Here is a 22,387-nt window from a genome sequence, read left to right as displayed (position 1 = left end):
CCCCTCCCCATCGCAAGTCGATGGGGAGGATCGCTTTTGTCTGCAATCGACCGCTTGCCGCCATAGACGTCCCGAAAAAAAGGGCGGCCCGCAAGCCGCCCTTTTCCTATCCGGTTATCCGCCGATCAGTCCTGATGCGGCTGGATGTTCACCGCGGCGAATTTGCCGCGATCGTCGACTTCGATGTCGAACGCGACGCGGTCGCCTTCGTCGAGGCCGGTCATGCCGGCGCGCTGCACCGCGCTGATGTGGACAAAGGCGTCGGCCTGTCCGTCGTCGCGCGCGATAAAGCCGAAGCCCTTCGTCGTGTTGAAGAATTTGACGGTGCCCGACGTGCGTTCACCAGTCAGCTGACGCCGCCCGCGGGCGCCGCCCGGTGCGGCGCCGGGGGCACCACGATCGTCGCGGCGCGGGCCGCTGTCTTCGATCGGCATCGGTTCGCCTTCGATCTTCAGATCGATGGCCGACACCTTGCCATTGCGTTCGACGAGCGTGAAGCCCATCGGCTGTCCCGAGGCGAGACCCTGGAGCCCCGCCTGTTCGACCGCGCTGATGTGAACGAAGACGTCTTCGCCGCCATCGTCGCGCGCGACAAAGCCGAAGCCCTTCGCTGCGTTGAAGAATTTGACCGTGCCCTGGCCTTCACCGACGACCTGCGCGGGCATGCCGCCGCCGCGCCCGCCGCCGAAGCCGCCACCGCCGCCACGATCGCCGCCGCCGAAGCCGCCGCGGTCGCCGCCGCCAAAACCGCCGCCCGAGCGGTCACCGCCGCCAAAGCCGCCACGGTCGCCAAACCCGCCACCGCGGTTGCCGCCGCCGTAGCTGTCGCCGCCATAAGGTGCAGGTTCGAAGCTGTCGAAATTGCCGAAATCATCGCGCTTGCCGCGCCCCCGCTGGCCGCGGCGATCCTTGTTGAAACTCATTGTCTAATAGTCGCTTTCGGTTCGTCCATACCCCATATGATCGGCGCCTTGCGTCGGACGGGGACGCACTTCACCACGGGCACAGACTCGCCCCATGCCGCTAACGACGCAATATATAGCTGAAACAGATGGCATCTGCGAACGGAAAATTCACGCCGCCGCTGCCGGACAAAGCGCGCTTTGCCGCGGGCTGGCGCCGGACCGGCGGATGCCGGGAAAACCAGTCATTGAGCGGCACCGCCGCTTCGCCTAAGGCGGGCCCATGACTGTATATTTCCACGAAGAAGATTTGCCCGCGGGCGCGCTGGGCCCCGGTGCCGTCGCGATCGACACCGAAACCATGGGCCTGAACCCGCTGCGCGACCGGCTCTGCCTGGTTCAAATCAGCGACGGGTCGGGCGACGAGCATCTTGTCCGCTTTGGCCCCGGCAGCACATATGACGCCCCGGTGCTGAAGGCAATATTGACTGACCCCAACCGGTTGAAACTGTTTCATTTTGCGCGATTCGACATCGCGGCGCTGCAACAGGCGCTCGGCGTCGTGACCGCGCCGGTCTATTGCACCAAGATCGCCTCGAAGCTGATCCGCACCTACACCGACCGCCACGGATTGAAGGAACTGGTGCGCGAACTTCTGGGCCAGGAAGTGTCGAAGCAGCAGCAGTCGAGCGACTGGGGCGCCGCCGAGCTGAGCGATGCGCAGCGCGACTATGCCGCGAGCGACGTGCGCTTCCTGCACGCGATGAAAGAGGTGCTCGACATGCGGCTCGCGCGCGAGGGACGCACCGAATTGGCGCAAGCCTGTTTCGATTTCCTGCCGACGCGCGCCGCGCTCGACCTGGCCGGGTGGCCCGAGGTCGATATTTTCGCTCACACTTGATTCGCGGGAGAGACGATGTCCGAACGCGCCGATCTTGACCGCACGATGCGCCGCCTGTGGGCGACCAGCGGGTCGAGTCACGACCGCGTCGTGCGTATCCTGCGGTTCGGGCTGCCGCTGGTCATCGGGGTGGTCGCCGCGGTGCTGGTCTTTTCGCCCTTCACCCAGCGCTCCGAAATCAGCTTCCTGCTCGCCAAGGACAAGGTCGATATGGCGACCGAGCGGATGAAGGTGACCCGCGCCGAATATCGCGGCCAGGATGCCAAGGGCCAGCCCTTTGCGCTGCTCGCGGGCAGCGCGGTGCAGAAAAGCTCGGCCGAACCGATCGTGCGGATGACCGACCTGTCGGGGGCGATCCGCCTGACCGACGGACCGGCGACGATCGTCGCGCGCAACAGCGCCTATAATATGGAGACCGAAAAGGTCGCGGTGCCGGGACTGGTGCAGGTCAAGGGCGCGGGCGGATACCGCATCGATGCCAGCAATGTGTCGATCGACCTCAAGACGCGGACCCTGGTCGGACAGGGCGGCGTCAACGGGACGTTGAACATCGGCAATTTTTCGGCCAACCAACTGACCGCCGATCTCGACCAGCGGATCGTGCGATTGCAGGGCAATGCGCGGCTGCGGATCAATCAGGGAGTGATCAAATGAACCGGCTTTGGACCATGAAAAGCATGGCGCTTGCGGGCGCGGGGTTTGCTTTCACCAGCCTCGCCCTGCTGTCGGTCGGCACCGGCGGGGATGCCGCGCAGGCGCAGGCGCTCGCCAACCACAACAGCAACGCCCCGGTCGATTTTGCCGCGAACAGCATCGAAGTGCAGGACCGCGCCGACCGCGTCGTCATCGCCGGTAACGTCCGGGTGACGCAGGCGGGGATGACGCTGACCGCAGCACGGATGACCGTCGCCTATTCGCGGTCGGGCGGCACCGACGTCAACCGGCTCGACGCGACCGGCGGCGTGGTGGTGACCAAGGGCGACGAGCGCGCGTCGGGCAATGTCGCGATCTATGACCTCGACCGCCGCCTGATCACGATGGTCGGCAATGTCCAGCTGACCCAGCGCGGTAATCGCCTGAATGGCGGGCGCATGGTCATCGACCTGAACAGCGGCCGGGCGACGGTCGACGGGCGCGGCGCGGCGCGCGGCCCCGACGGCAATCCGGTTGCGGGCGGCACCGGCGGGCGCGTCACCGGCACCTTCACGGTACCGGAAAGAAAGCAGTAACCAGCGTCTTTGACAGTTCGGCAACCCTGTGCCTTCACCATTGGCGCAGGGACCAGAACCATTGCGGCGCCGGGGGGCGACGCCGCGTCACGAAGGTGAGCCCCCGATGCGCTTCGCCCCGCTTGTTCCGCCGCGCCGTCCGCTGTTCGGTCGCCGCATCGAACCCCCCGTTGTCGTTGGCCCGACGTCCGAGGAGCGCCGCTTGATCGAGCGGATCATGCGGCATTTAGGTCCGCGCGAGAAACTCTAGCTTTGTCACCCCGATAATCGTTATCCCGGCCTTCGCCGGGATGACGAATTGATGGGGTTGATCCATTTCGCCGTTCACCCCGCTTGGCCTTCTGCTCTCGCCCCCCTACATGGGGCGCGCATGCCGCCCGACACCGCCACCTCCGCCGACGCGGCCAAAGAACCGCCCGTTCTCGAGACGCTGAAGCGTTTCCTGCCCTATCTGTGGCCCGCGGGGCATACCGAGCACAAGGTCCGCATCGTTCTGGCGGGGCTCATCATCCTGGCGTCAAAGGGCGTCCAGCTGTCGATGGGCTTTCTCTATGGCGCCGCGATCGACAAGATGGTGCCGGGGATGGAGGAGGGCGTCGCGCTCGCGATCGGGCTGGTGCTCGCCTATGCCGGCGCGCGCTTTGCCGGGGTGTTGTTCGACAATCTGCGCAACGTCGTGTTCGAGCGCGTCGGGCAGGATGCGACGCGCGAGCTGGCGATCGCGACGTTCAGCCACCTCCATGCGCTGAGCCTGCGCTTTCACCTCGCGCGGCGGACGGGCGAGGTCACCAAGGTGATCGAGCGCGGGACCAAGAGCATCGACACGATGCTCTATTTCCTGCTGTTCAACATCGCCCCGACGATCATCGAATTGCTGGCGGTGCTGATCATCTTCTGGACCAAGTTCAGCTTTGGTCTGGCGAGCGCGACGGCGCTGATGGTGATCGTCTATATCATCTTCACCCGCAAGGTGACCGACTGGCGCAATGCGCTGCGCACCCAGATGAACGACCTCGACACGCTGACCATCGGGCGCAGCGTCGACAGCCTGCTCAATTACGAAACGGTCAAATATTTCGGAGCCGAAGCGCGCGAGGAGGCGCGCTACCGCGACGTCGCCGATCGTTATGCGCGCGCCGCGGTGAAAAGCGAAAACAGCCTCGCGTGGCTGAACATCGGGCAGAGCCTGATTACCAACGCCGCACTGGCGGGGGCGATGGCCTACACCGTGTGGGGCTGGTCGACGGGCGAATATAAGGTCGGCGACGTGGTGCTGGTGAACACCCTGCTCGCGCAGCTGTTCCGCCCGCTCGACATGCTCGGCATGGTGTACCGCGTGATCCGCCAGGGGCTGATCGATATGGAGGCGATGTTCCGCCTGATCGACACCCCGCCGGAGATCAGCGATGCCCCAGGCGCGCTGCCGCTGGTGGTGCAGGGCGGCGCAGTGGCGTTCGAAAATGTCGTGTTCGGGTATGAGCCTGACCGCACAATCCTGAACGGCGTCAGCTTTGCGGTCGGCGCAGGCGAAACGCTGGCGATCGTTGGGCCGTCGGGGGCGGGAAAATCGACGATTGCGCGGCTACTGTTCCGTTTCTACGATCCGCAAGGCGGGCGGATCACCATCGACGATCAGGATATTGCCGCGGTGACGCAGGCCAGCCTGCGCGGGGCGATCGGCATCGTGCCGCAGGACACGGTGCTGTTCAACGACAGCATCGGCTACAACATCGCCTATGGCCGCGAAGGCGCAGGCGCCGAGGAGATTGCGGCGGCGGCCGAGGGCGCGGCGATCGACGGCTTTATCGAAATCCTGCCGCAGGGGTACGATACCGAGGTCGGCGAGCGCGGGCTGAAGCTGTCGGGCGGCGAGAAACAGCGCGTCGCGATCGCGCGGACCTTGCTCAAAAACCCGCCGGTGCTGATTTTGGACGAAGCGACCAGCGCGCTCGACAGCCGCACCGAGGCGGCGATTCAGGACACGCTCGAACGCATTGCCGAACGGCGGACGACCTTGGTGATCGCACATCGCCTATCCACGGTGACCGGCGCTGACCGGATCATCGTGCTCGATCATGGCCGGGTGGCCGAGACGGGGACGCACGACCAACTGCTCGCGATGCGCGGGCTGTACGCCGATATGTGGGCGCGGCAGCAGGCGGAGAAGGAAGAGGGGACGGTTTAAGGCCGCCCAATTATTCGTCATTGCTTCGCTTCGCTCGCAATGACGAGGTGCAAATTCATTTCGAATATTTTCGAAATATCTGTTGACGGCCCGTTCTGATTTCCATATTTCGACAATCATCGAATCACGGAGGTGGCGATGGAGTCGGAAACGGTTGTTCGCGCTTTAAGCGCGCTGGCGCAGGAGCATCGGCTGGCGCTATTCCGGCTGCTCGTACAGGCGGGGCCGGACGGGCTCGCGGCAGGCGCGATTGCAGAGGCGCTGGGGGTGCCCGCGTCGTCGCTCAGCTTTCACCTTGCGCAACTGACCAACGCCGGACTGATCGCACAGCGGCGCGATGGGCGGTCGCTGATCTATTCGGCCGACTATGGCGCGATGACCGCGCTGCTCGGCTTCCTGATGGAAAATTGTTGCGGCGGGGCGATATGCGCGCCTGCCGCGCCTTGTGACACCAAAGACAAGAATGAAAGGACTGCTGCATGAGCCGGTTTCATATGCACGTCGGGGTCAGCGACCTCGACAAATCGATCGCCTTTTACTCGGGGCTGTTCGGCACCGCGCCGAGCGTGACCAAGCCCGATTATGCCAAATGGATGCTCGACGATCCGCGGATCAATTTCGCGATTTCGGTGCGTGAAGACGCGGCCAAGGGTATCGAGCATGTGGGCCTTCAGGTCGAGGATGAAGCTGAACTCGCGGCGGTCTATGGGCGACTGAAGGACGCCGGGGCGCCGGTGCTGGAGGAAGGCGCGACGACCTGTTGCTACGCCAAATCCGAAAAAAGCTGGATCGCCGACCCCGACGGCGTCGTCTGGGAAGCCTTCCTGACCAATGGCGAAGCGACGGTCTATGGTGACAGCCCCGATTTTGCGCCGCTGGCGTCGGACAATGCCGCCGAGGGCGCGTGCTGCGTGCCGACGATGCCGCAGGCGGCGCCGGTCAAGGTCGGCTGCTGCTGACATGACCGGCACCGGCGGGCTGACCATATTGGTGCTGTGTACCGGCAATTCGGCGCGCAGCATATTGGGTGAGGCGCTGATCGCCCGCAAGGGCGCGGGCCGGATCCGCGCGTTCAGTGCGGGCAGCCAGCCCAAGGGCGTGCCGCACCCCGGCGCGCTGCGTCTGCTGGCGCGCGAGGGCTATGACATCGCGCCCTTCCGCTCGAAAAGCTGGGATGAATTTGCCGCGCCCGATGCGCCGCGCATCGACATCGCGATCACCGTGTGCGGCAATGCGGCGGGCGAGGCGTGTCCGCTGTTCATCGGCGCCCCGGTGCGCGCGCATTGGGGGCTGCCAGATCCCGCCGATGTCACCGGAGACGAAGCGGCGGTGGATGCCGCCTTTGCCGAAACCTATCGCCTGCTTGATATGCGGGTGCACGCGATGCTGGCGCTGCCGCTTGAAACGATGAGCGCGGCGGAGCGGCGTGAGGCGCTGAACGCGATTGGCGCGATGGAAGGGGCCGCCTGACATGCAGCGCAGCCGCCTTGGCTTTCTCGACCGCTATCTGACGCTGTGGATTTTCCTCGCGATGGCTCTGGGCGTTGCGCTCGGAACGCTGTTCCCGGCGCTACCGGCGCGGATCGACGCGATGAGCGTCGGGACGACCAACCTGCCGATCGCGATCGGGCTGATCCTGATGATGTATCCGCCGCTGGCGCGGGTGCGCTACGCCGCGCTGCCGCAGGTGTTCGAGGATCGGCGGGTGCTGATGCTGTCGCTGGTCCAGAACTGGCTGATCGGGCCGGTGCTGATGTTCGTGCTCGCGGTAATCTTTCTGCGCGACGAACCGGCGTATATGACCGGAGTCATTCTGATCGGGCTGGCGCGTTGCATCGCGATGGTGCTGGTGTGGAACCAGCTGGCGAAGGGCGACAATCAATATGTCGCAGCGCTCGTCGCGTTCAATTCGCTGTTCCAGATCCTGTTTTTTAGCGCCTATGCGTGGTTTTTCCTGACCTTCCTGCCGCCGCTACTGGGGCTGGAGGGGCAGCTGATCGCCATCGACACATGGATGATCGCCGAGGCGGTGCTGATCTATCTGGGCATTCCGTTCCTCGCCGGGTTCCTGACCCGCACCTTGCTGGTCCGCGCCAAGGGTGAGCAATGGTATGAAACGCGCTTCCTGCCGCGCATCGCGCCGATCACGCTGGTCGCGCTGCTGTTCACCATCGCGGCGATGTTCAGCCTGAAAGGCGGCGAAATCCTGACCCTGCCGTTCGACGCGCTTCGCATCGCGGTGCCGCTGACGATCTATTTCGTCCTGCAATTTGTGATCAGCTTTGCGATGGGCAAATGGATTGCCGCCGATTATCCGCGCACCACGGCGGTCGCCTTTACCGCGGCGGGCAATAATTTCGAGCTGGCGATTGCAGTTGCGATTGCGGCGTTCGGGCTGGCGTCGCCGGTCGCCTTTGCCGCGGTGATCGGCCCGCTGGTCGAGGTGCCGGTGCTGATCCTGCTCGTCAACCTGGCCTTCTGGTTCGGGCGGCGCTGGTTCCCGGACAGCGTGCCGCGCGAAAGCTGAGGCTTTTTCGCCACAAGTTTGACCGGGTTGGGTTGACCCCCTGCCTGCCCGCCCCTTAGGCATGATCTCATGCCGCATGACACCACCCTGATCGGCACCATCGTCGCCGGACTGGGCGTCGCGTTCCTGATGGGGGCGCTGGCGCATCGGCTGCGGATTTCCCCGATTGCGGGCTATCTGCTGGCCGGGGTGCTGGTCGGGCCGTTCACGCCGGGGTTCGTCGCCGACACCGGGCTGGCGATGCAACTGGCCGAGATTGGCGTCATCCTGCTGATGTTCGGGGTGGGCCTCCATTTTTCGCTGAAAGACCTGCTGTCGGTGCGCCGGATTGCCGTGCCGGGGGCGATTGCCCAGATTGCGGTGGCGTGGGCACTGGGGATCATGCTCGGGCTGTGGCTCGGCTGGTCGATCAAGGGCAGCGCCGTGTTCGGCCTCGCCCTGTCGGTCGCGAGTACGGTCGTGCTGCTGCGCGCGTTGCAGGCCCGCGATATGGTCGAGACCGAAAAGGGGCGGATCGCGGTCGGCTGGCTGATCGTCGAGGATCTGGTCATGGTGCTCGCGCTGGTGCTGCTGCCCGCGATGTTCGGCGACCGCGGCGACGAGGGTAGCAGCGCCGGACTGCTGCAATCAGCGGCGATCGTGCTGCTCAAGGTCGTCGGCTTTGTCGCCTTCATGTTTGTCGTCGCGCGGCGTATCCTGCCGTGGGTGCTGCACTGGGCCGCGCACACCGGATCGCGCGAGCTGTTCCGGCTCGCGGTGCTGGCGATCGCGCTGGGGGTGGCGTTCGGTGCCGCGGTCATCTTTGACGTGTCGTTTGCGCTTGGCGCGTTCTTTGCGGGGATGATCCTCGGTGAAACGCAGCTCAGCCGCCGCGCCGCCGAGGAGACGCTGCCATTGCGCGATGCCTTTGCGGTGCTGTTTTTCGTGTCGGTCGGGATGTTGTTCGACCCCAAGGTGCTGGTCGAACAGCCGGGGCCGGTGCTGGCGACGGTGGCGATCATTGTCGTCGGCAAATCGCTCGCCGCTTTTGCGCTGGTGCGCGCCTTTGGTCACACGAACCAGACGGCACTGACCGTGTCGGTGAGTCTCGCGCAGATCGGCGAATTTTCGTTCATTCTGGCGGGGTTGGGGGTCGGGCTGGGGGTGCTGCCCGAAACCGGGCGCGACCTGATTTTGGCGGGCGCGTTGCTGTCGATCCTGGTCAACCCGATCCTGTTCACGCTAGCGGTGCGCCGCATCCGTGCCGATGCGGCGCCCCAACCGGTGGATATGGCGAGCGAGGAATCCGCTGCGCTGTGCAACGCCGGGGTGGTGCTGATCGGCTTTGGCCGCGTCGGCAGCCATATTGGCGGTCTGATCTGCGGGCGCGGTGAGGGGCTGACGGTGATCGAGGACCAAAAGGATATGGCGGCAGCCGCCCGCGCGACGGGCGCGACTGTGATCGTGGGCGATGCGACCAAGGAAAGTGTCTTGCGGCAAGCCGGTCTGGAAGAGGCATCGACGCTGCTGATCGCGATTCCCGAAGGCGTCGAGGCGGGCGCGATCGTGCGGCGGGCGCGGGCGATCAACCCGAAGCTGGTGATCGTCGCGCGCGCGCATTCGGACGAAGAGGTCGCCGATCTGGTGCGGCGCGGCGCGGACCATGTCGTGATGGCCGAACGCGAGACGGCGGCGCGGATGGCCGAGCGGGCGATGCTGGTGCGGGCGTGAAGCCCTGCCGTTCGTGGTGAGGAGGGGCTGAGCGAAGCCGAAGACCCGTCTCGAACCACTTGGCGCCTTATCCTTCGAGACGCCGCTTCGACTTCGCTCAGCGGCTCCTCAGGACGAACGGAGCTTATGGGGTCTTCCCTCCCCCTGCCATCTTCCCTATCGCCCGTCCCAATGTCTGCCGACGCGCTTCTCCCCCTTCTGAAATCCACCTTCGGTTTCGACCATTTCCGTGGCCGTCAAAGCGACGTCGTCGATCGCGTGATGGCACGCGAACGCACGCTGGCGGTGATGCCGACCGGGGCGGGCAAGTCGCTGACGTACCAGCTGCCGGCGGTGGCGCTCGATGGCTGCGTCGTTGTCGTGTCGCCGTTGATCGCGTTGATGCACGACCAGCTGCGCGGCGCGCGCGCGGCGGGGATTCGCGCCGCCAGCCTGACCAGCGTCGATGCCGATGGCGCCGAGACGCGGCAGCGCTATCGCGATGGCGAACTCGACCTGCTTTACGTCGCGCCCGAACGCGCGACAGGCGAAGGGTTTCGCACACTGCTTGAGGCCAAGACCCCGGCGCTGTTCGCGATCGACGAGGCGCATTGCGTTTCGGAATGGGGGCATGATTTCCGCCCCGACTACCGCCTGCTGCGCCCGTTGCTCGACGCGTTTCCGGCGGTGCCGCGGCTGGCGCTGACCGCGACCGCCGACAAGCACACGCGAGAGGATATTCTCTTTCAGCTCGGGATTCCCGACGACGGGCTGATCCTTGCGGGCTTTGACCGGCCGAATATCCGCTACGCGATCCGCCCGCGGGTGACCGCGGCGCGCCAGCTGGTCGAATTCATCGCCGCCAATCCAGGGCCGGGGATCGTCTATTGCCCGACGCGCAGCGGCACCGAGCGACTGGCCGACCAATTGGCGAAGGCGACGGGGCGCAGCGTCGCGGCCTATCATGCCGGGCTCGATGCCGAACTGCGCGCGCGCGTCCAGCATGATTTCGTCGCGTCGGAGGACGGTATCGTCACCGCGACGGTCGCGTTCGGCATGGGGATCGACAAGCCCGATGTGCGTTTCGTCGCCCACGCCGCGCTGCCCAAATCGATCGAAAGCTATTATCAGGAAACCGGGCGCGCCGGGCGCGACGGTGATCCGGCCGAGGCGATGATGCTGTGGGGCGCCGATGATTTTGCCAAGGCGCGGATGCGGCTGAGCGAGCTGCCCGAGGCGCGGGTGCCGGGCGAGCGGGTGCGGCTGAACGCGCTCGCGGCACTGGTCGAAACGGTCGAATGCCGCCGCGCGCAGTTGCTGCGTCATTTCGGCGAAAGCCCGCCGGACCGCTGCGGCAATTGCGACAATTGCCTCGACCCGGCGGCGCAGGTCGATGCGACGGTCTTGGCGCAAAAGCTGCTGTCTGCGGTGTATCGCACCGGGCAAAGCTATGGCGCCGGACATATCGAGGCGGTGCTGACCGGGCGCAGCGACGAGCGGATCGTGGGGCGTGGGCATGACAAATTGTCGGTATTCGGGATCGTTGCGGGCGACGAAGCGCGGCTGATCAAGCCGCTGGTGCGCACATTGGTGGCGCGCGAGGCGCTCGAGACGACCGAGCATGGCGGGCTGATGCTCGGCCCCAGCGCGCGCATAATGATGAAGGGCGAGGCACCGGTGCTGATCGCCGAACCGCCGGTGAAGCGGACGAAGCGCGAGGTTCGCGGCGGGGCGGGCGCGGGAGTCGCCAACCCGATCGGCGATCCGCTGTTCGATGCGCTGCGCGCCACGCGGCGCGAGCTCGCCGCCGAAGCCAATGTGCCGCCCTATGTGATTTTTCACGACGCGGTGCTGCGCGCGATGGCGACCGACCGGCCCGCGACGCTCGACGCGATGGGCACGATTCCGGGGGTCGGCGCCAAGAAACTGGAGGCGTGGGGCGAAGCGTTTCTGACGGTGATCCGGCAGTTTTGATCGTCGGGTTTCGACCGGAAGCGGACATAAACTTTCGTCATCCCGGACTTGATCCGGGATCCATGCGCGCTCTCAAGATTGCCGCGGCGCAAGGGGTCATGGACCCCGGATCAAGTCCGGGGTGACGAGGGTGGGGAACGTCCGCTCCCCACCCCAAAGCGGTCGTCCCGGGGCCATGTCCGCACCTTCGCGCTTGTCAGCGAAAGCCGCTGTCCTATACATCGCGGCCATGAGCGATTTTCGTACCCTGTCCGCCGACTATAGCGTCGCCCCGCAGATTAACTTTGAGGATGTGGTCGAGGCAAAGGCCGCGGGCTTTGCGATGATCGTCAACAACCGCCCCGACGGCGAGGAGCCCGATGCGCCGCAGGGCGACGATATTGCCGGGGCCGCGGCGGCCGAGGGATTGGCCTATGCGGCGATCCCGGTGGGCCATGCGGGGTTCAGCCATCCGCAGCTCGACGCGCTCGATGCGGTGCTGGCGGCGGCGACCGGGCCGGTGCTCGCCTATTGCCGTTCGGGGACGCGCTCGACGCATTTGTGGGCGCTGGCCCGCGCGCGGGCGGGCGACGATGTCGAGGCGATTTGCGAGGCGGGGGCGAATGCGGGTTACGACCTGTCGGGAATGCGCCCGATGCTCGACGCGCTGGCGGGCGAGCGGTGACACTGGCGGAGCTGATCCAGCTCGGCGGCTCGGTGGTCGCGGTGCTGTTTGTCGTATGGCTGGTCGGCCAGCTGGGGCTGGGCAGCGATCCGCGGATCGAAGATGAAGCGCATGCGATCCGGCTCGCCGAAGAGGCCGAGGCGGGATTTGGCGGGGTTGAGGCCGCGCGCGACCGCGCGGGTTTCGCTGCGATCGTCCGCAATGCGGAGGGGCGCCAGATGCTGGTTCGCGCCCACGGCAATCATTTCGCCGCCCGCCCCATTGATGCCAGCGTCGAGGGGCGGCTCGACAAGGATTTCCTGACCCTGACGATGCCCGAGCGGACGTTCGGCGCGGTGACGCTGCATCTGGGCAAGGATGCCGGAATGTGGGCGAGCCGGATGCGGGATCTCAACTGTGGATAGTCTGCCCGATCCGGTGGTTTACGCCGTTCCGGCGTTCATCCTGCTGCTAATTGCCGAAATGGTGATTTCGCGGCGCGCCGACAAAAGCCGCTACAGCGCGCGCGATACGATGACGTCGCTGATGCTCGGCACCGGCAGCCAGGTCGCGGGGGCGCTGGTCGGCGCAGGGGTGATCGCGGCGTCGGTTTGGGTGTATCAGTTTCGCCTGTTCGACATCGGCATCGAATTTGCTCGCTGGTGGTGGGCGTGGATTCTCTGCTTCTTTCTCGACGATCTGGCCTATTACGCCTTTCACCGCAGCGCCCACCGCGTGCGCTGGTTCTGGGCGAGCCATGTCATCCACCACAGCTCGCAGCATTATAATCTGTCGACCGCACTGCGGCAGACCTGGACGGGCTTTTTCAGCCTGACCTTCCTGTTCCGCCTGCCCTTGTTCCTGATCGGCTTTCCGCCCGCGATGGTCTTCTTCTGCGCCGGGCTCAACCTGATCTACCAGTTCTGGATCCATACCGAGGCGATCAAACGACTGCCCAAATGGTTCGAGGCGGTGATGAACACGCCGTCGCACCACCGCGTCCACCACGGCGTCAATCCGCGCTATCTCGATGCGAATTACGCCGGCGTTTTCATCATCTGGGACAGGATGTTCGGCAGCTTCGTGGCCGAACGCGACGACGAGCCGGTGCGCTATGGCATCGTCAAACAGCTCGGCAGCTTCAACATATTGTGGGCGGCGGTGCATGAATGGGTCGGGATCGCCAAGGATGTATGGGCGGCGCCGTGGAAGCATAAGCTGAGCTATATCTGGCGCGAACCCGGCTGGAGCCACGACGGCAGCCGCGCGACCAGCGCAATGATCAAGGAACGCTGGGCGGCGGGGCGAGCGAGCGAGGAAGCGGCGGAGTGAGGGCGCGAGGTAAGCCCCACGGTTTTGCCGGTTGGAAGCACTGGGATTTAGCTGCGCTATTGGCGGGCGGCGTGCCGCTGATTGTATTGTTGCTGTTCCATGCCGAAGCCGCGCCCGCCGAGATCAACATCGTGCTTCTTTCCGGCGCTCTGGTTGTTTTCGGCCTCGGCGCGATTTTCAGTTGGCGCCAAGGCGACGCTCGGCTGGCGGCGGCGGGAGGGTTGCTGCTGATCCTGGCCCTCGCGATCGCTTCGCCGATGATCCTTCTTTTGATTGCTTGTCTGATGGGCAATTGCATCTGAACGATCGGGCGACGGCGTAGGGCATCCTGGATGCCCGTTCGTGTCGAGCGAAGTCGAGACACGCGAAGGCGGGCGCAGACGTGTCTCGACTTCGCTCGACACGAACGGAGAGGGGTTGCCACACCGCTTAATGACATTCATGTAAGTCCCGATTGACCACCGAACCGGTGGCGAGGGGAGCGGCGGATATGGATCAATTCGACATCATCGTCATCGGCGGCGGTAGCGCGGGAAGCGCGGCGGCCGGAAGGCTGGCCGAGGATGGCACGCGGACGGTGTGTCTGGTCGAGGCCGGCGGGACGAACGACGATGTGCGGATCAAGACGCCGGGGTTCATGCCCTTCATCCCCGAAAAGTCGAACTACCGTTATGAAACGCTGCCGCAACCGGGATTGAATGGTCGCATCGGTTATCAGCCGCGCGGGCGCGGGCTGGGCGGGTCGAGCGCGATCAACGCGATGGTCTATATCCGCGGCCATGCCTTTGATTACGATCAGTGGGCGGCGCTGGGGGCGACCGGGTGGGGCTATGCCGACGTGCTGCCATATTTCAAGCGCAGCGAGGGCAATGAGCGCGGCGGCGATGAATTTCATGGGCACGAAGGCCCGCTGAATGTCATGGACCAGCGCTGGCCCAATGTGACCAGCCGCCGTTTCATCGAAAGCGCCGCCGCGCTGCAACTGCCGCGCACCGGCGATTTCAACGCACCGAACAACGAAGGGTTCGGGCTGTATCAGGTGACCCAAAAGGGCGGTGAACGCTGGTCGGCGGCGCGCGCCTATGTCGAGCCGCTGCGCGGGCGCGCCAATCTGGACATCCGGACCGGGGCGCTGGTCGAAAAGATCATCGTCGAGGATGGCCGCGCGACCGGGGTGATGATCCGCCGCCGCGGGCGGCAGGAAATACTGCGCGCGCGCGGCGGGGTCGTGCTTTCGGCGGGGGCGTTCGGATCGCCCCAGATCTTGATGCTGTCGGGGATCGGCCCGGCGGAACATCTGGCCGACAAGGGGATCGCGGTGACGCTCGACCGCGCCGCGGTCGGCGACAATCTGCAGGACCATATCGATTATGTGTCGAGCTGGGAAACACGGTCGGCCGACCCGCTCGGTAGCAGCCTGTCGGGCACCTGGCGGATGGCGAAGGCGGTTATTGAGCACCGGCTGAAGCGCACCGGCATCATGACCACCTGCTTTGCCGAGGCGGGGGGGTTCTGGAAATCGCATCCCGATCTGCCCGCGCCCGACATCCAATATCATTTCGTCCCCGCGATGCTGGAGGATCATGGGCGGACCAAGGTCAAGGGCCACGGCTTTTCGTGCCATGCCTGCGTGCTGCGCCCCGAAAGCCGCGGCACGGTGCGGCTGGCGTCGGGCGATGCCGCGGCAGCGCCCGCGATCGATCCGGGCTTTCTGACCGACGCGCGCGACATGGTGACCCTAAGGGCCGGGGTGCGGATGATGCACCGGATCGTCGCCGCGCCGCCGCTGGCGGACTATGCGGGGAGCGATCGGCACCCGGTGAACCTCGACGACGATGCCGCGCTTGACGCGCTGATCCGCAGCCGCGCCGACACCGTCTATCACCCCGTCGGAACGTGCCGCATGGGCAGCGATGCGGGCGCGGTGGTCGACCCGACGCTGAAGCTGAACGGCATCGACGGTCTGTGGGTCGCCGACGCCAGCATCATGCCGCGGTTGGTGTCGGGCAACACCAATGCGCCGAGCATCATGATCGGCGAACGCGCAGCGGAGTTCGTGAAGGCGGCGCTTTCGGCGCGCTGATTTACGAATTTGCATAGAATGTCCGCTAAGTCTGCTGTGCACGGGCATGGGGGAGTTTCAGCGTGGCTTTACTGTTTCGCACCGCAGCGGCGGCGCTTGTCGTGGCGACCGGTCTGGCGCTTTCGGGCTGCACCGAGGCGCGCGATCCGGCGAGCGAGGCACCCGCGACGCTGCTGCCCGGTCAATATAAGGTGTCGATCGGCGGCGACATGCAGGGCGGAATGCCCTTGGCCAGCAAGATTGCCAGAGACGAGCAGGACGGCTTTTGCCTCGTTGCCGGTTATGGCGAGGATGTTCCCGAGATGCTGGTACGCCAACATCTGGGCATGGCCGAGGGCTGTTCGCTCGACGCCGCACCGCGGCAGGGCAATGCGTTCAGTGGCAAGCTGAGTTGCCCGACCGATCCCGAACGCGCGGCGGGCGGCAGTTTCGACATTGCCTATAGCGGCGCAGTGTCGAGCGATCGCGTCGATATCAACGGGCAGATCAAGCTCGAACTCCCCGATTCGGTGCTGGCGTCGATGGCGCCCGAAGAGGCGGAGCAGATGAAGCAGGCGCAGGCGACGATGAACAAGCTGACGATCAGCGTGATTGCCGAGCGCACCGGCGCGTGTAGCTAGTCTGCTACTCGTCGCAATCAGCGGCACGCTCCCGCCAGCACCTGTCCTCGCCCGGTAAGGTCGTAGCGACTGCTTGGCGGTCGCCCATCCAGCACCGCGCGGTTTACCAGTCCATGTGCGCCCAGCACCGACAGCCCCTGCGACAGCGCGCGCGGGGTGGCGGGGGCGAGCAGCCGCGACAGGGCGTTGAAGCGGTCGTGGCCCGCGCCGATTCCTGCCACCAGCGGCAGCGTCCAGCGCGTTGCGGCGCCGGGCGGCAGGCCGATCGCCACCTGCGCTTCGTTGATCGTCGCGGCGCGCGCGGCGGCGGCGGCGCCTGCTTCCGTAAGGATATATTCGGGGCGTAACGGGTGACCGTGACCCGGATTGCGCTGCACCCAGCCGATCGTCGCCGCGGCTTCCAGCGTGCGCGTCAGGCTGTCGCGGGATAGCCCCAGCCGGTGGATCATCTCGACGAAACGCGCGCCGCGATGCGCCGCCAGATCGGCGAGCAACGGCACCAGCCAGCGGTGGCTGCCAAGCTGGATCAGCAGCGGGTCGGGCGTGCTTGACGGCATTTGCAAGTAACTATACAAACCGGACCAATGAGGCAAGCGTGATGGGTGTGGGAGGAATGGCATGACACTCGAAATCGGATCCGAGCTGACCTGTTCGATGGGGGTGACCGACATGACCGCGTCGATCGCCTGGTACGAGCGCGTCATGCACTGCAAATTGCTCTACCGCGCCGACGAGATCGGCTGGTGCGAACTCGCGACCCCGATGGCGGGGGTCAATATCGGGCTGAGCCAGGTCGAGGCGGTCGTGCAGGGCGGAGGCGCGACCAATGTATTCGAAGTGGTGGACATCGATGCGGCCAAAGCGCATCTCGATGCTGAGGGGGTGCGGCAGGACGGCGACATCCAGCATATCCCGGGGCTGGTAAAGCTGATCACTTTCTATGATCCCGACGGCAATCCCTTCATGTTCTCGCGATCGGAAATGGCGGCATGACGGCGCGCTGGGTCGTCGCGGCGATGCTGGCGGCCGCGGCCCCCGCGGCGGCGGAGGACCTGGCGCCATCGCTCGCCGCCTGGCACGGGACGTGGACCGGCGAAGGGACCGCCTTCGGCAAGGCAGCGACGGCAACGCTGGTGATCAAGGCGGCGCCCGATGGCAGCGCGACGGTGCTCGCCTATCAATTGGCGGTGCCGGGAACGCCGCCGATCGCCTATGCGGCCGAGGCGACTTACCGTGTCGATGCCAAAGGGCGGGTGAGCGGCCGCTGGACCGATAAGGACGGCCGAACACGGCCGATCGGCGGGCGCGTTTCGGGGTCGGAATGGCACAATCTGTGGGGCAGCGCCGACGTCGAAATCGGTCGCTCGACCTACGTGCTCGAAGCGTCCGATCGGATGATCGTCACCGATTCGGTGTTAAAGGATGACAGCAGCTGGCGCGGCTTTGCGGCGCTGCGCTTTGAGAGAAAATCCTGAAATCAGGCTTTTTTACGGGCAGCCTATCCGGCGCGCAAAAAAAGAGGGCCGGGACTTGCGTCCCGGCCCAGCCTTTCAGGCTCTCCCCTCCTGAAACTGTTGACGCAATGAATGCCATATTAATGTCATGTTGAAAAGGCCTAAAATTGCGGCAGAGTTGCCTAAATATTGTGCAGTGCAGCGTGCAGCAAAAAAGGCACCGGTTCGCACCCGAACCGGCCCCTTTCCTGGTCCTAGAACGTCTTGCGCGCGGTGATGCCAAAGGTGCGCGGCTGGCCGACCGTATAGCCGAGGCGCGCGCGCCCGCCGCGTTCGCGATCGAACGACAGCAGCGCATTTTCGTCGAACAGATTGTTGACGTAAGCGATCAGCGACAGGCCGTTGTCGAAGTCGACCCCGGCGCTGAGATTGACCAGCTGATAGTCGGGCAATTGCAGGTCGACCGTCGTCGATGCGCCCGCCGGAGCGCCGCCGAATGGCAGCCCGTGGACGAAGGTCCGCGGATTGTTTTCCTGGTCGGCCGGCTGGGTGAAGCGGGTGCCGACATGCTGGAATGATGCGGCGACATACATGTTCGCCGTATCGCCGATCGGCCATTCATAGCTGCCCGACGCCGACAGCTGGAATTTGGGTACCGACGGCAGACGGTTGCCTTCGCGGATCCCGGTCGTCGCGGCCAGCACGCCAGGCAGCGTCGAATCGAATTCGGCCTCGATCAGGCTACCCGACAGGTTGAAGTCGAGCCCGTCGGCGGGTGACAGGCCGAGTTCGAATTCGACCCCCATCGAATGCGCCTTGGGCACGTTGAACACGACACGCGACGAACAGCTGCCGGCATCGAGCGTGACTTGCAGGTTCTTGATGTCGTTGTAGAAGCCCGCGGCGTTGAAGGTGAAGCCGCGGCCCTGCGATTTCACGCCAAGCTCGTAGTTCCACAGCGATTCGTCGTCATAATCCTGGAAGCCGCCGAACAATGCGGCATCGGCGGGCGAACAGAGCGGCAGGTTGAGCGGATCATTGACCCCGCCGAGGCGGAAGCCCTTCGACGCCTGCGCGTTGACCGTCACCGCATCGCTGAGGTCGTAGGACAGCAGGAAGCGCGGGGTGAAGCCGCTCGACTTGGTGCTGTCGGTGCGGTTGTCGCCATTGGCGAACAGGCCGCCCGATTTGAAGCTGCGCGTTTCCTTGAAGTCGTAATAGCGCCCGCCCGCCGTGGCGGTGAAGGCTTCGCTGAGGTCGTAGCTGACCTCGCCGAACAGCGCGAACTGCTTGATGTCGTAGGGCAGGAAGGCGTTGTACGGCGAATTGGCAGCAAAGCCGTTGGCGACCGCTGCCGAGGTGCCGGCGCCGAGCGTGGCATCGGTGACCGCGTCATAGCCCGGGGTCGGCAGCGTCTGGGTATAGACGCGGTCGACTTTCGAATAAAAGGCGCCGACGACCCACTGGAACGGGCTGTCATTGTCCGACGCAAGCCGCAGCTCCTGCGACCAGGTTTTGAGGTCGGTGGTATCGAGCAGGTTCGAGGGCAGCAGCACCCCGGCGTCGGGATAGCCAAGATCGACCGACACCGACCCGGTGAGCGCGCTGGCGTCGCGGCTGACCAGGATGTCGCGGTTGATATAGCTGGTCACCGAGGTCAGCTTGGCACCGCCAAGGCCGACATTGACGTTCAGGTCGGCGATCAGCGTTTCATCCTCGAACCCCTCACGCAGCAACAGATATTGCTCGCGCTCGTCATAGGTGACCTGCGGCCGCGTCGTCGTGAAGCGGTTGCCGTAGAGGTTGTAGATGTCCTGGCGGTTGAAGCCGTCGGCGGTGATCTTTTGATACACCACGCGCGGGGTGATCGAGAAATTGTCGCTGGGTTCAAAGGTCAGCGCGAGGCGGCCGCCATAGCGTTCGCCGCTGTTGACATCGTCGCCGCCCGCCGGGCCGACCGCGTTGATGAAGCCGCCGTAGCGGGTGTAATAGCCGACGGCGCGGATCGCTGCGGTGTCGCCCATCGGGATGTTCACGGCGCCCTTCAGATGGCCGCCGATATCGTCGCCATCGACGAGGTTGAGGTTCGCCTCCACGCTGCCCTCCATCACCCCGATCTTGGGCTGGTTGGTGATATAGCGGATGGTGCCGCCGACCGAACCCGACCCGAACAACGTCCCCTGCGGCCCGCGCAGCGTTTCGACGCGGTTGAGGTCGTACAGATCGACGTCGGGGGTGAACAGCGACAGCGAGATCACACTTTCGTCGAGATACACCCCGACCTGTTCCTTGACCCCCGGCTGGTCGCGCACGACCTGCCCGGCGGACACGCCGCGCACCGACACCTGGCTCTGACCGGGCCCGAGGTTCTGGACCGACAGACCCGCGACGTTGCGTGACAGATCCTCCAGCGTCACGGCGCCCGATTTCTGGATGTCCTCGGCCGTCTGGGCGTTGATCGAGAAGGGAATGTCCTGAAGATTGGCGTCGCGTTTGGTCGCGGTGACGATGATGATGTTGCTGTCGTCGTCGGCGGCGCCGGCCTCTTGGGCGAGCGCGGGCGTGGCAACAGGAACCAGCGCGAGCGTCGAAAGCCCGGCCAGCAGCATAGTGCGAGCATGCATGGTGATATCCTCTCTGTAACGCGCGCGGCTATGTTGCCGCGTCGCGCCGCAAGAGGTGCGCCTGTCCGGGGCAATTCGCAATGGTCCGCGAATCCCGCGCAACAAAATTACCGAGAGCTGTTGCGCGGCGGCCACAGTAGCCGAATGCAAGCGTGCGGCGTCGCAGGCCAAAAAAATGGCCGGGGATAAACCCCTGGCCCGTGGCCAATTTGGCCACAATCAAAAAAATGGCCGGGGATAAACCCCTGGCCCGTGGCCAATTTGGCCACAATCAAAAAAATGGCCGGGGACAAGCCCCGGCCAGTGGTTCGCAGGAGGAACCTGGTGAGGATCCCGCCGCCGTCTTTTGAAAGGAGAGACGTGCGGCGACGGGTATCCTGTCTCGTGTAATCAGTAGTTGTAGGCGCGCTCGCCATGCTCTGCGAGGTCGAGCCCTTCCTGCTCGACGTCCTTCGACGGGCGCAGGCCGATGGTATATTTGAGGCCGAGGAACAGCACCACGCTGACCACGCCGGTCCACAGCACGGTGGTGCCGACGGCCCAGATCTGGGTCATCACCTGACCGGTCAGGTCGAACTCGCCGGCCACGGCGACGGGCGCGGTGTAATCGATCCAGCCCTGACCGCCCCATGCCGGGTTGGCGACGAAGCCGGTGCCGATCGCGCCGATGATGCCGCCGACGGCGTGGATGCCGAACACGTCGGCCGTGTCGTCATATTTGAGTTTCTTCTTCACCGTGGTGACGAAGAAGAAGCAGCCCAGCGAGGCGACGGCGCCGAGCAGGATCGCGGTGCCGGGGTGGGCAAAGCCCGCCGCCGGGGTGATCGCGACCAGACCGGCGACGACACCCGAAACCCCGCCCAGGAGCGAGGGTTTCTTGTGGATGATCTGCTCGATGATCGCCCAGGTCGCCCCCGCAGCAGCGGTAGCAACGAGCGTGTTGATGAAGGCCAGCGCGCCGAAGGCGTTGGCTTCCAGGCCCGAACCGGCGTTGAAACCGAACCAGCCGATCCACAGCAAGGAGGCGCCGATCATCGTCATGACCAGATTGTGCGGCGGCATCGGTTCTGTGTTGTAGCCAAGGCGCGGACCGATCACGAGGCAGCCGACCAGACCGGCGATGCCAGCGTTGATGTGGACGACGGTGCCGCCGGCAAAGTCGAGCGCACCCCAGCCCCACAGCAGGCCCATGTCGGTCGGTGCGGCATGCAGGAAGTCCGGTCCGGCCCAATACCACACCATGTGGGCGATCGGGAAATAGGCCAGCGTCAGCCACAGCACCGTGAAGATGATCAGCGGCGTGAACTTCACGCGCTCCGCAAACGCCCCGACGATCAGCGCCGGCGTGATGCAGGCGAAGGTCATCTGGAACACCACGAAGACATATTCGGGGAGATAGACCCCGTTCGAGAAGGTCGCGGCAAAGGTCGTCACATCGACGCCCGATAGGAACGCCTTGTCGAGCCCGCCGAACAGCGACGGGAAGGGCGTGCCGGTCGAGGTGAAGGCCATCGAATAGCCCCAGCTGAACCAGACGAGCGCCGCGACGCAGACGATCGTCAGCACCTGCATCAGCACTGACAGCATGTTTTTGGCGCGGACCAGGCCGCCATAGAACAGCGCCAGCGCGGGCACCGACATCATCAGGACCAACGCCGAGGCGACGAGCATCCACGCCACGTCGCCCTTGTTCACCATCTCGGCGGTGGGCACGAAAGCGGCGGGCGCCGCCGCCTCAACTGCCGGCGCGGCCGGTGCGGCGACCGCGGTCGCCGCTTCCTGCGCCCAGACAGGAAGCGCGGCGAACAGCGCGAGGCCCACGGCCCCGGCGCCCGCCGCAATCTTGTTTGCGAACGTCATAGTTTCCCCCTTTGTCATCACAATGCCGCCTCGCCGGTCTCGCCGGTGCGGATGCGCACGGCCTGACCCACGTCGAGAACGAAAATCTTGCCGTCGCCGATCGACCCGGTGCCGGCGCTTTGCTGGAGCGTTTCGACCACCCGCGGCGCGAGCGCGTCGTCACAGACGAGCTCGATCTTCACCTTCGGCACCATGTTGGTGGCGTATTCGGCGCCGCGATAGATTTCGGTCTGCCCCTTTTGCCGGCCGAACCCCTTGACCTCGGTCACGGTCATGCCGGCGATACCCAAGCCGGTGAGCGCTTCGCGCACCTCGTCGAGCTTGAATGGTTTAATGATTGCCAGGATCAATTTCATGATGCCCC

The 22,387-nt window shown here is 65.3% G+C and carries 23 protein-coding genes; 18 read left to right on the top strand and 5 right to left on the bottom strand.

The features are described from left to right. Positions 1-125: 125 nt before the first annotated feature. Complete coding sequence (locus J2X44_RS17250) at positions 126-923, bottom strand: cold-shock protein (RefSeq protein WP_310086887.1); 798 nt, start codon at positions 921-923, stop codon at positions 126-128. 262 nt (positions 924-1,185) lie between these two features. On the opposite strand from J2X44_RS17250, the gene J2X44_RS17245 reads away from it, so the two are divergent. From J2X44_RS17245 to J2X44_RS17170, 16 genes are all read left to right on the top strand, one after another. Continuing rightward, complete coding sequence (locus J2X44_RS17245) at positions 1,186-1,803, top strand: ribonuclease H-like domain-containing protein (RefSeq protein WP_310086884.1); 618 nt, start codon at positions 1,186-1,188, stop codon at positions 1,801-1,803. Between the two features lie 15 nt (positions 1,804-1,818). Further along, positions 1,819-2,457, top strand: a complete 639-nt coding sequence (gene lptC / locus J2X44_RS17240) for an LPS export ABC transporter periplasmic protein LptC (RefSeq protein ID WP_310086881.1) — start codon at positions 1,819-1,821, stop codon at positions 2,455-2,457. After that, positions 2,454-3,032 (top strand): LptA/OstA family protein, encoded by a 579-nt coding sequence (locus J2X44_RS17235; protein WP_310086878.1) that lies wholly within the window; start codon positions 2,454-2,456, stop codon positions 3,030-3,032. The genes lptC and J2X44_RS17235 overlap by 4 nt, the downstream gene beginning before the upstream one ends. Positions 3,033-3,402: 370 nt before the next feature. Beyond that, entirely contained in the window at positions 3,403-5,217 is a 1,815-nt protein-coding gene (locus J2X44_RS17230; protein WP_310086875.1) for an ABC transporter ATP-binding protein/permease, read from the top strand. 138 nt (positions 5,218-5,355) lie between these two features. After that, entirely contained in the window at positions 5,356-5,700 is a 345-nt protein-coding gene (locus tag J2X44_RS17225) for a metalloregulator ArsR/SmtB family transcription factor (RefSeq protein ID WP_310086872.1), read from the top strand. Continuing rightward, complete coding sequence (locus J2X44_RS17220) at positions 5,697-6,176, top strand: ArsI/CadI family heavy metal resistance metalloenzyme (RefSeq protein ID WP_310086869.1); 480 nt, start codon at positions 5,697-5,699, stop codon at positions 6,174-6,176. The genes J2X44_RS17225 and J2X44_RS17220 overlap by 4 nt, the downstream gene beginning before the upstream one ends. Position 6,177: 1 nt before the next feature. Next, positions 6,178-6,687, top strand: a complete 510-nt coding sequence (locus tag J2X44_RS17215; protein WP_310086867.1) for an arsenate reductase ArsC — start codon at positions 6,178-6,180, stop codon at positions 6,685-6,687. Position 6,688: 1 nt separating this feature from the next. Further along, positions 6,689-7,744: an ACR3 family arsenite efflux transporter gene (gene arsB / locus J2X44_RS17210; protein WP_310086864.1), complete on the top strand. Its 1,056-nt coding sequence runs from the start codon at positions 6,689-6,691 to the stop codon at positions 7,742-7,744. A 69-nt stretch (positions 7,745-7,813) separates the two neighbouring features. Then, the gene (gene ybaL, locus J2X44_RS17205; RefSeq protein ID WP_310086861.1) at positions 7,814-9,454 is read left to right on the top strand and encodes a YbaL family putative K(+) efflux transporter; all 1,641 of its coding nucleotides are present in this window, start codon (positions 7,814-7,816) and stop codon (positions 9,452-9,454) included. A gap of 171 nt (positions 9,455-9,625) precedes the next feature. Then, a complete protein-coding gene (gene recQ / locus J2X44_RS17200) occupies positions 9,626-11,407 on the top strand; it encodes a DNA helicase RecQ (protein WP_310086858.1) in 1,782 nt (593 codons plus the stop codon). 229 nt (positions 11,408-11,636) lie between these two features. Next, positions 11,637-12,071, top strand: a complete 435-nt coding sequence (locus J2X44_RS17195; protein ID WP_310086855.1) for a TIGR01244 family sulfur transferase — start codon at positions 11,637-11,639, stop codon at positions 12,069-12,071. After that, positions 12,068-12,475, top strand: coding sequence for a hypothetical protein (locus tag J2X44_RS17190; protein ID WP_310086851.1), 408 nt, complete (start codon positions 12,068-12,070; stop codon positions 12,473-12,475). Before J2X44_RS17195 ends, J2X44_RS17190 begins: the two co-directional genes overlap by 4 nt. After that, on the top strand, positions 12,468-13,382 hold the full coding sequence (locus J2X44_RS17185) for a sterol desaturase family protein (protein ID WP_310086848.1): 915 nt from the start codon (positions 12,468-12,470) through the stop codon (positions 13,380-13,382). The genes J2X44_RS17190 and J2X44_RS17185 overlap by 8 nt, the downstream gene beginning before the upstream one ends. 59 nt (positions 13,383-13,441) lie before the next feature. Then, on the top strand, positions 13,442-13,684 hold the full coding sequence (locus J2X44_RS17180) for a hypothetical protein (RefSeq protein ID WP_310086845.1): 243 nt from the start codon (positions 13,442-13,444) through the stop codon (positions 13,682-13,684). Between the two features lie 188 nt (positions 13,685-13,872). Continuing rightward, a complete protein-coding gene (locus J2X44_RS17175; RefSeq protein ID WP_310086842.1) occupies positions 13,873-15,465 on the top strand; it encodes a GMC family oxidoreductase N-terminal domain-containing protein in 1,593 nt (530 codons plus the stop codon). A 62-nt stretch (positions 15,466-15,527) separates the two neighbouring features. Beyond that, a complete protein-coding gene (locus tag J2X44_RS17170; RefSeq protein WP_310086839.1) occupies positions 15,528-16,085 on the top strand; it encodes a hypothetical protein in 558 nt (185 codons plus the stop codon). 17 nt (positions 16,086-16,102) lie between these two features. Here J2X44_RS17170 and J2X44_RS17165 read toward each other — a convergent pair whose 3' ends face one another. Further along, positions 16,103-16,642, bottom strand: coding sequence for a winged helix-turn-helix transcriptional regulator (locus J2X44_RS17165; RefSeq protein ID WP_310086836.1), 540 nt, complete (start codon positions 16,640-16,642; stop codon positions 16,103-16,105). A gap of 61 nt (positions 16,643-16,703) precedes the next feature. On the opposite strand from J2X44_RS17165, the gene J2X44_RS17160 reads away from it, so the two are divergent. After that, on the top strand, positions 16,704-17,078 hold the full coding sequence (locus tag J2X44_RS17160; RefSeq protein WP_310086833.1) for a VOC family protein: 375 nt from the start codon (positions 16,704-16,706) through the stop codon (positions 17,076-17,078). Beyond that, positions 17,075-17,560 (top strand): hypothetical protein, encoded by a 486-nt coding sequence (locus tag J2X44_RS17155; RefSeq protein WP_310086831.1) that lies wholly within the window; start codon positions 17,075-17,077, stop codon positions 17,558-17,560. Before J2X44_RS17160 ends, J2X44_RS17155 begins: the two co-directional genes overlap by 4 nt. Positions 17,561-17,793: 233 nt before the next feature. Here the strand turns inward: J2X44_RS17155 and J2X44_RS17150 are convergent, their stop codons facing one another. From J2X44_RS17150 to J2X44_RS17140, 3 genes are all read right to left on the bottom strand, one after another. Continuing rightward, on the bottom strand, positions 17,794-20,163 hold the full coding sequence (locus tag J2X44_RS17150) for a TonB-dependent receptor (RefSeq protein ID WP_310086828.1): 2,370 nt from the start codon (positions 20,161-20,163) through the stop codon (positions 17,794-17,796). A gap of 390 nt (positions 20,164-20,553) precedes the next feature. Further along, the gene (locus tag J2X44_RS17145; protein WP_310086825.1) at positions 20,554-22,023 is read right to left on the bottom strand and encodes an ammonium transporter; all 1,470 of its coding nucleotides are present in this window, start codon (positions 22,021-22,023) and stop codon (positions 20,554-20,556) included. Between the two features lie 17 nt (positions 22,024-22,040). Continuing rightward, complete coding sequence (locus J2X44_RS17140) at positions 22,041-22,379, bottom strand: P-II family nitrogen regulator (RefSeq protein ID WP_003043080.1); 339 nt, start codon at positions 22,377-22,379, stop codon at positions 22,041-22,043. Between the last annotated feature and the right edge of the window lie 8 nt (positions 22,380-22,387).

Source organism: Sphingopyxis sp. BE259, from assembly GCF_031457495.1.
Classification (GTDB): Bacteria; Pseudomonadota; Alphaproteobacteria; order Sphingomonadales; family Sphingomonadaceae; genus Sphingopyxis.
The sequence above is the reverse complement of the archived record's forward strand: the minus strand, read 5'-3'. Positions and strand labels throughout refer to the sequence as shown.

Coding starts and splice junctions, on each gene's coding strand:
- J2X44_RS17215 (WP_310086867.1), top strand. CDS start 6,178: ATGACCGGCACCGGCGGGCTGACCATATTGGTGCTGTGTACCGGCAAT.
- recQ (WP_310086858.1), top strand. CDS start 9,626: ATGTCTGCCGACGCGCTTCTCCCCCTTCTGAAATCCACCTTCGGTTTC.
- J2X44_RS17235 (WP_310086878.1), top strand. CDS start 2,454: ATGAACCGGCTTTGGACCATGAAAAGCATGGCGCTTGCGGGCGCGGGG.
- J2X44_RS17175 (WP_310086842.1), top strand. CDS start 13,873: ATGGATCAATTCGACATCATCGTCATCGGCGGCGGTAGCGCGGGAAGC.
- J2X44_RS17165 (WP_310086836.1), bottom strand. CDS start 16,642: ATGCCGTCAAGCACGCCCGACCCGCTGCTGATCCAGCTTGGCAGCCAC.
- lptC (WP_310086881.1), top strand. CDS start 1,819: ATGTCCGAACGCGCCGATCTTGACCGCACGATGCGCCGCCTGTGGGCG.
- J2X44_RS17160 (WP_310086833.1), top strand. CDS start 16,704: ATGACACTCGAAATCGGATCCGAGCTGACCTGTTCGATGGGGGTGACC.
- J2X44_RS17245 (WP_310086884.1), top strand. CDS start 1,186: ATGACTGTATATTTCCACGAAGAAGATTTGCCCGCGGGCGCGCTGGGC.
- arsB (WP_310086864.1), top strand. CDS start 6,689: ATGCAGCGCAGCCGCCTTGGCTTTCTCGACCGCTATCTGACGCTGTGG.
- J2X44_RS17140 (WP_003043080.1), bottom strand. CDS start 22,379: ATGAAATTGATCCTGGCAATCATTAAACCATTCAAGCTCGACGAGGTG.
- J2X44_RS17220 (WP_310086869.1), top strand. CDS start 5,697: ATGAGCCGGTTTCATATGCACGTCGGGGTCAGCGACCTCGACAAATCG.
- J2X44_RS17150 (WP_310086828.1), bottom strand. CDS start 20,163: ATGCATGCTCGCACTATGCTGCTGGCCGGGCTTTCGACGCTCGCGCTG.
- J2X44_RS17155 (WP_310086831.1), top strand. CDS start 17,075: ATGACGGCGCGCTGGGTCGTCGCGGCGATGCTGGCGGCCGCGGCCCCC.
- J2X44_RS17225 (WP_310086872.1), top strand. CDS start 5,356: ATGGAGTCGGAAACGGTTGTTCGCGCTTTAAGCGCGCTGGCGCAGGAG.
- J2X44_RS17145 (WP_310086825.1), bottom strand. CDS start 22,023: ATGACGTTCGCAAACAAGATTGCGGCGGGCGCCGGGGCCGTGGGCCTC.
- J2X44_RS17230 (WP_310086875.1), top strand. CDS start 3,403: ATGCCGCCCGACACCGCCACCTCCGCCGACGCGGCCAAAGAACCGCCC.
- J2X44_RS17250 (WP_310086887.1), bottom strand. CDS start 923: ATGAGTTTCAACAAGGATCGCCGCGGCCAGCGGGGGCGCGGCAAGCGC.
- J2X44_RS17195 (WP_310086855.1), top strand. CDS start 11,637: ATGAGCGATTTTCGTACCCTGTCCGCCGACTATAGCGTCGCCCCGCAG.
- ybaL (WP_310086861.1), top strand. CDS start 7,814: ATGCCGCATGACACCACCCTGATCGGCACCATCGTCGCCGGACTGGGC.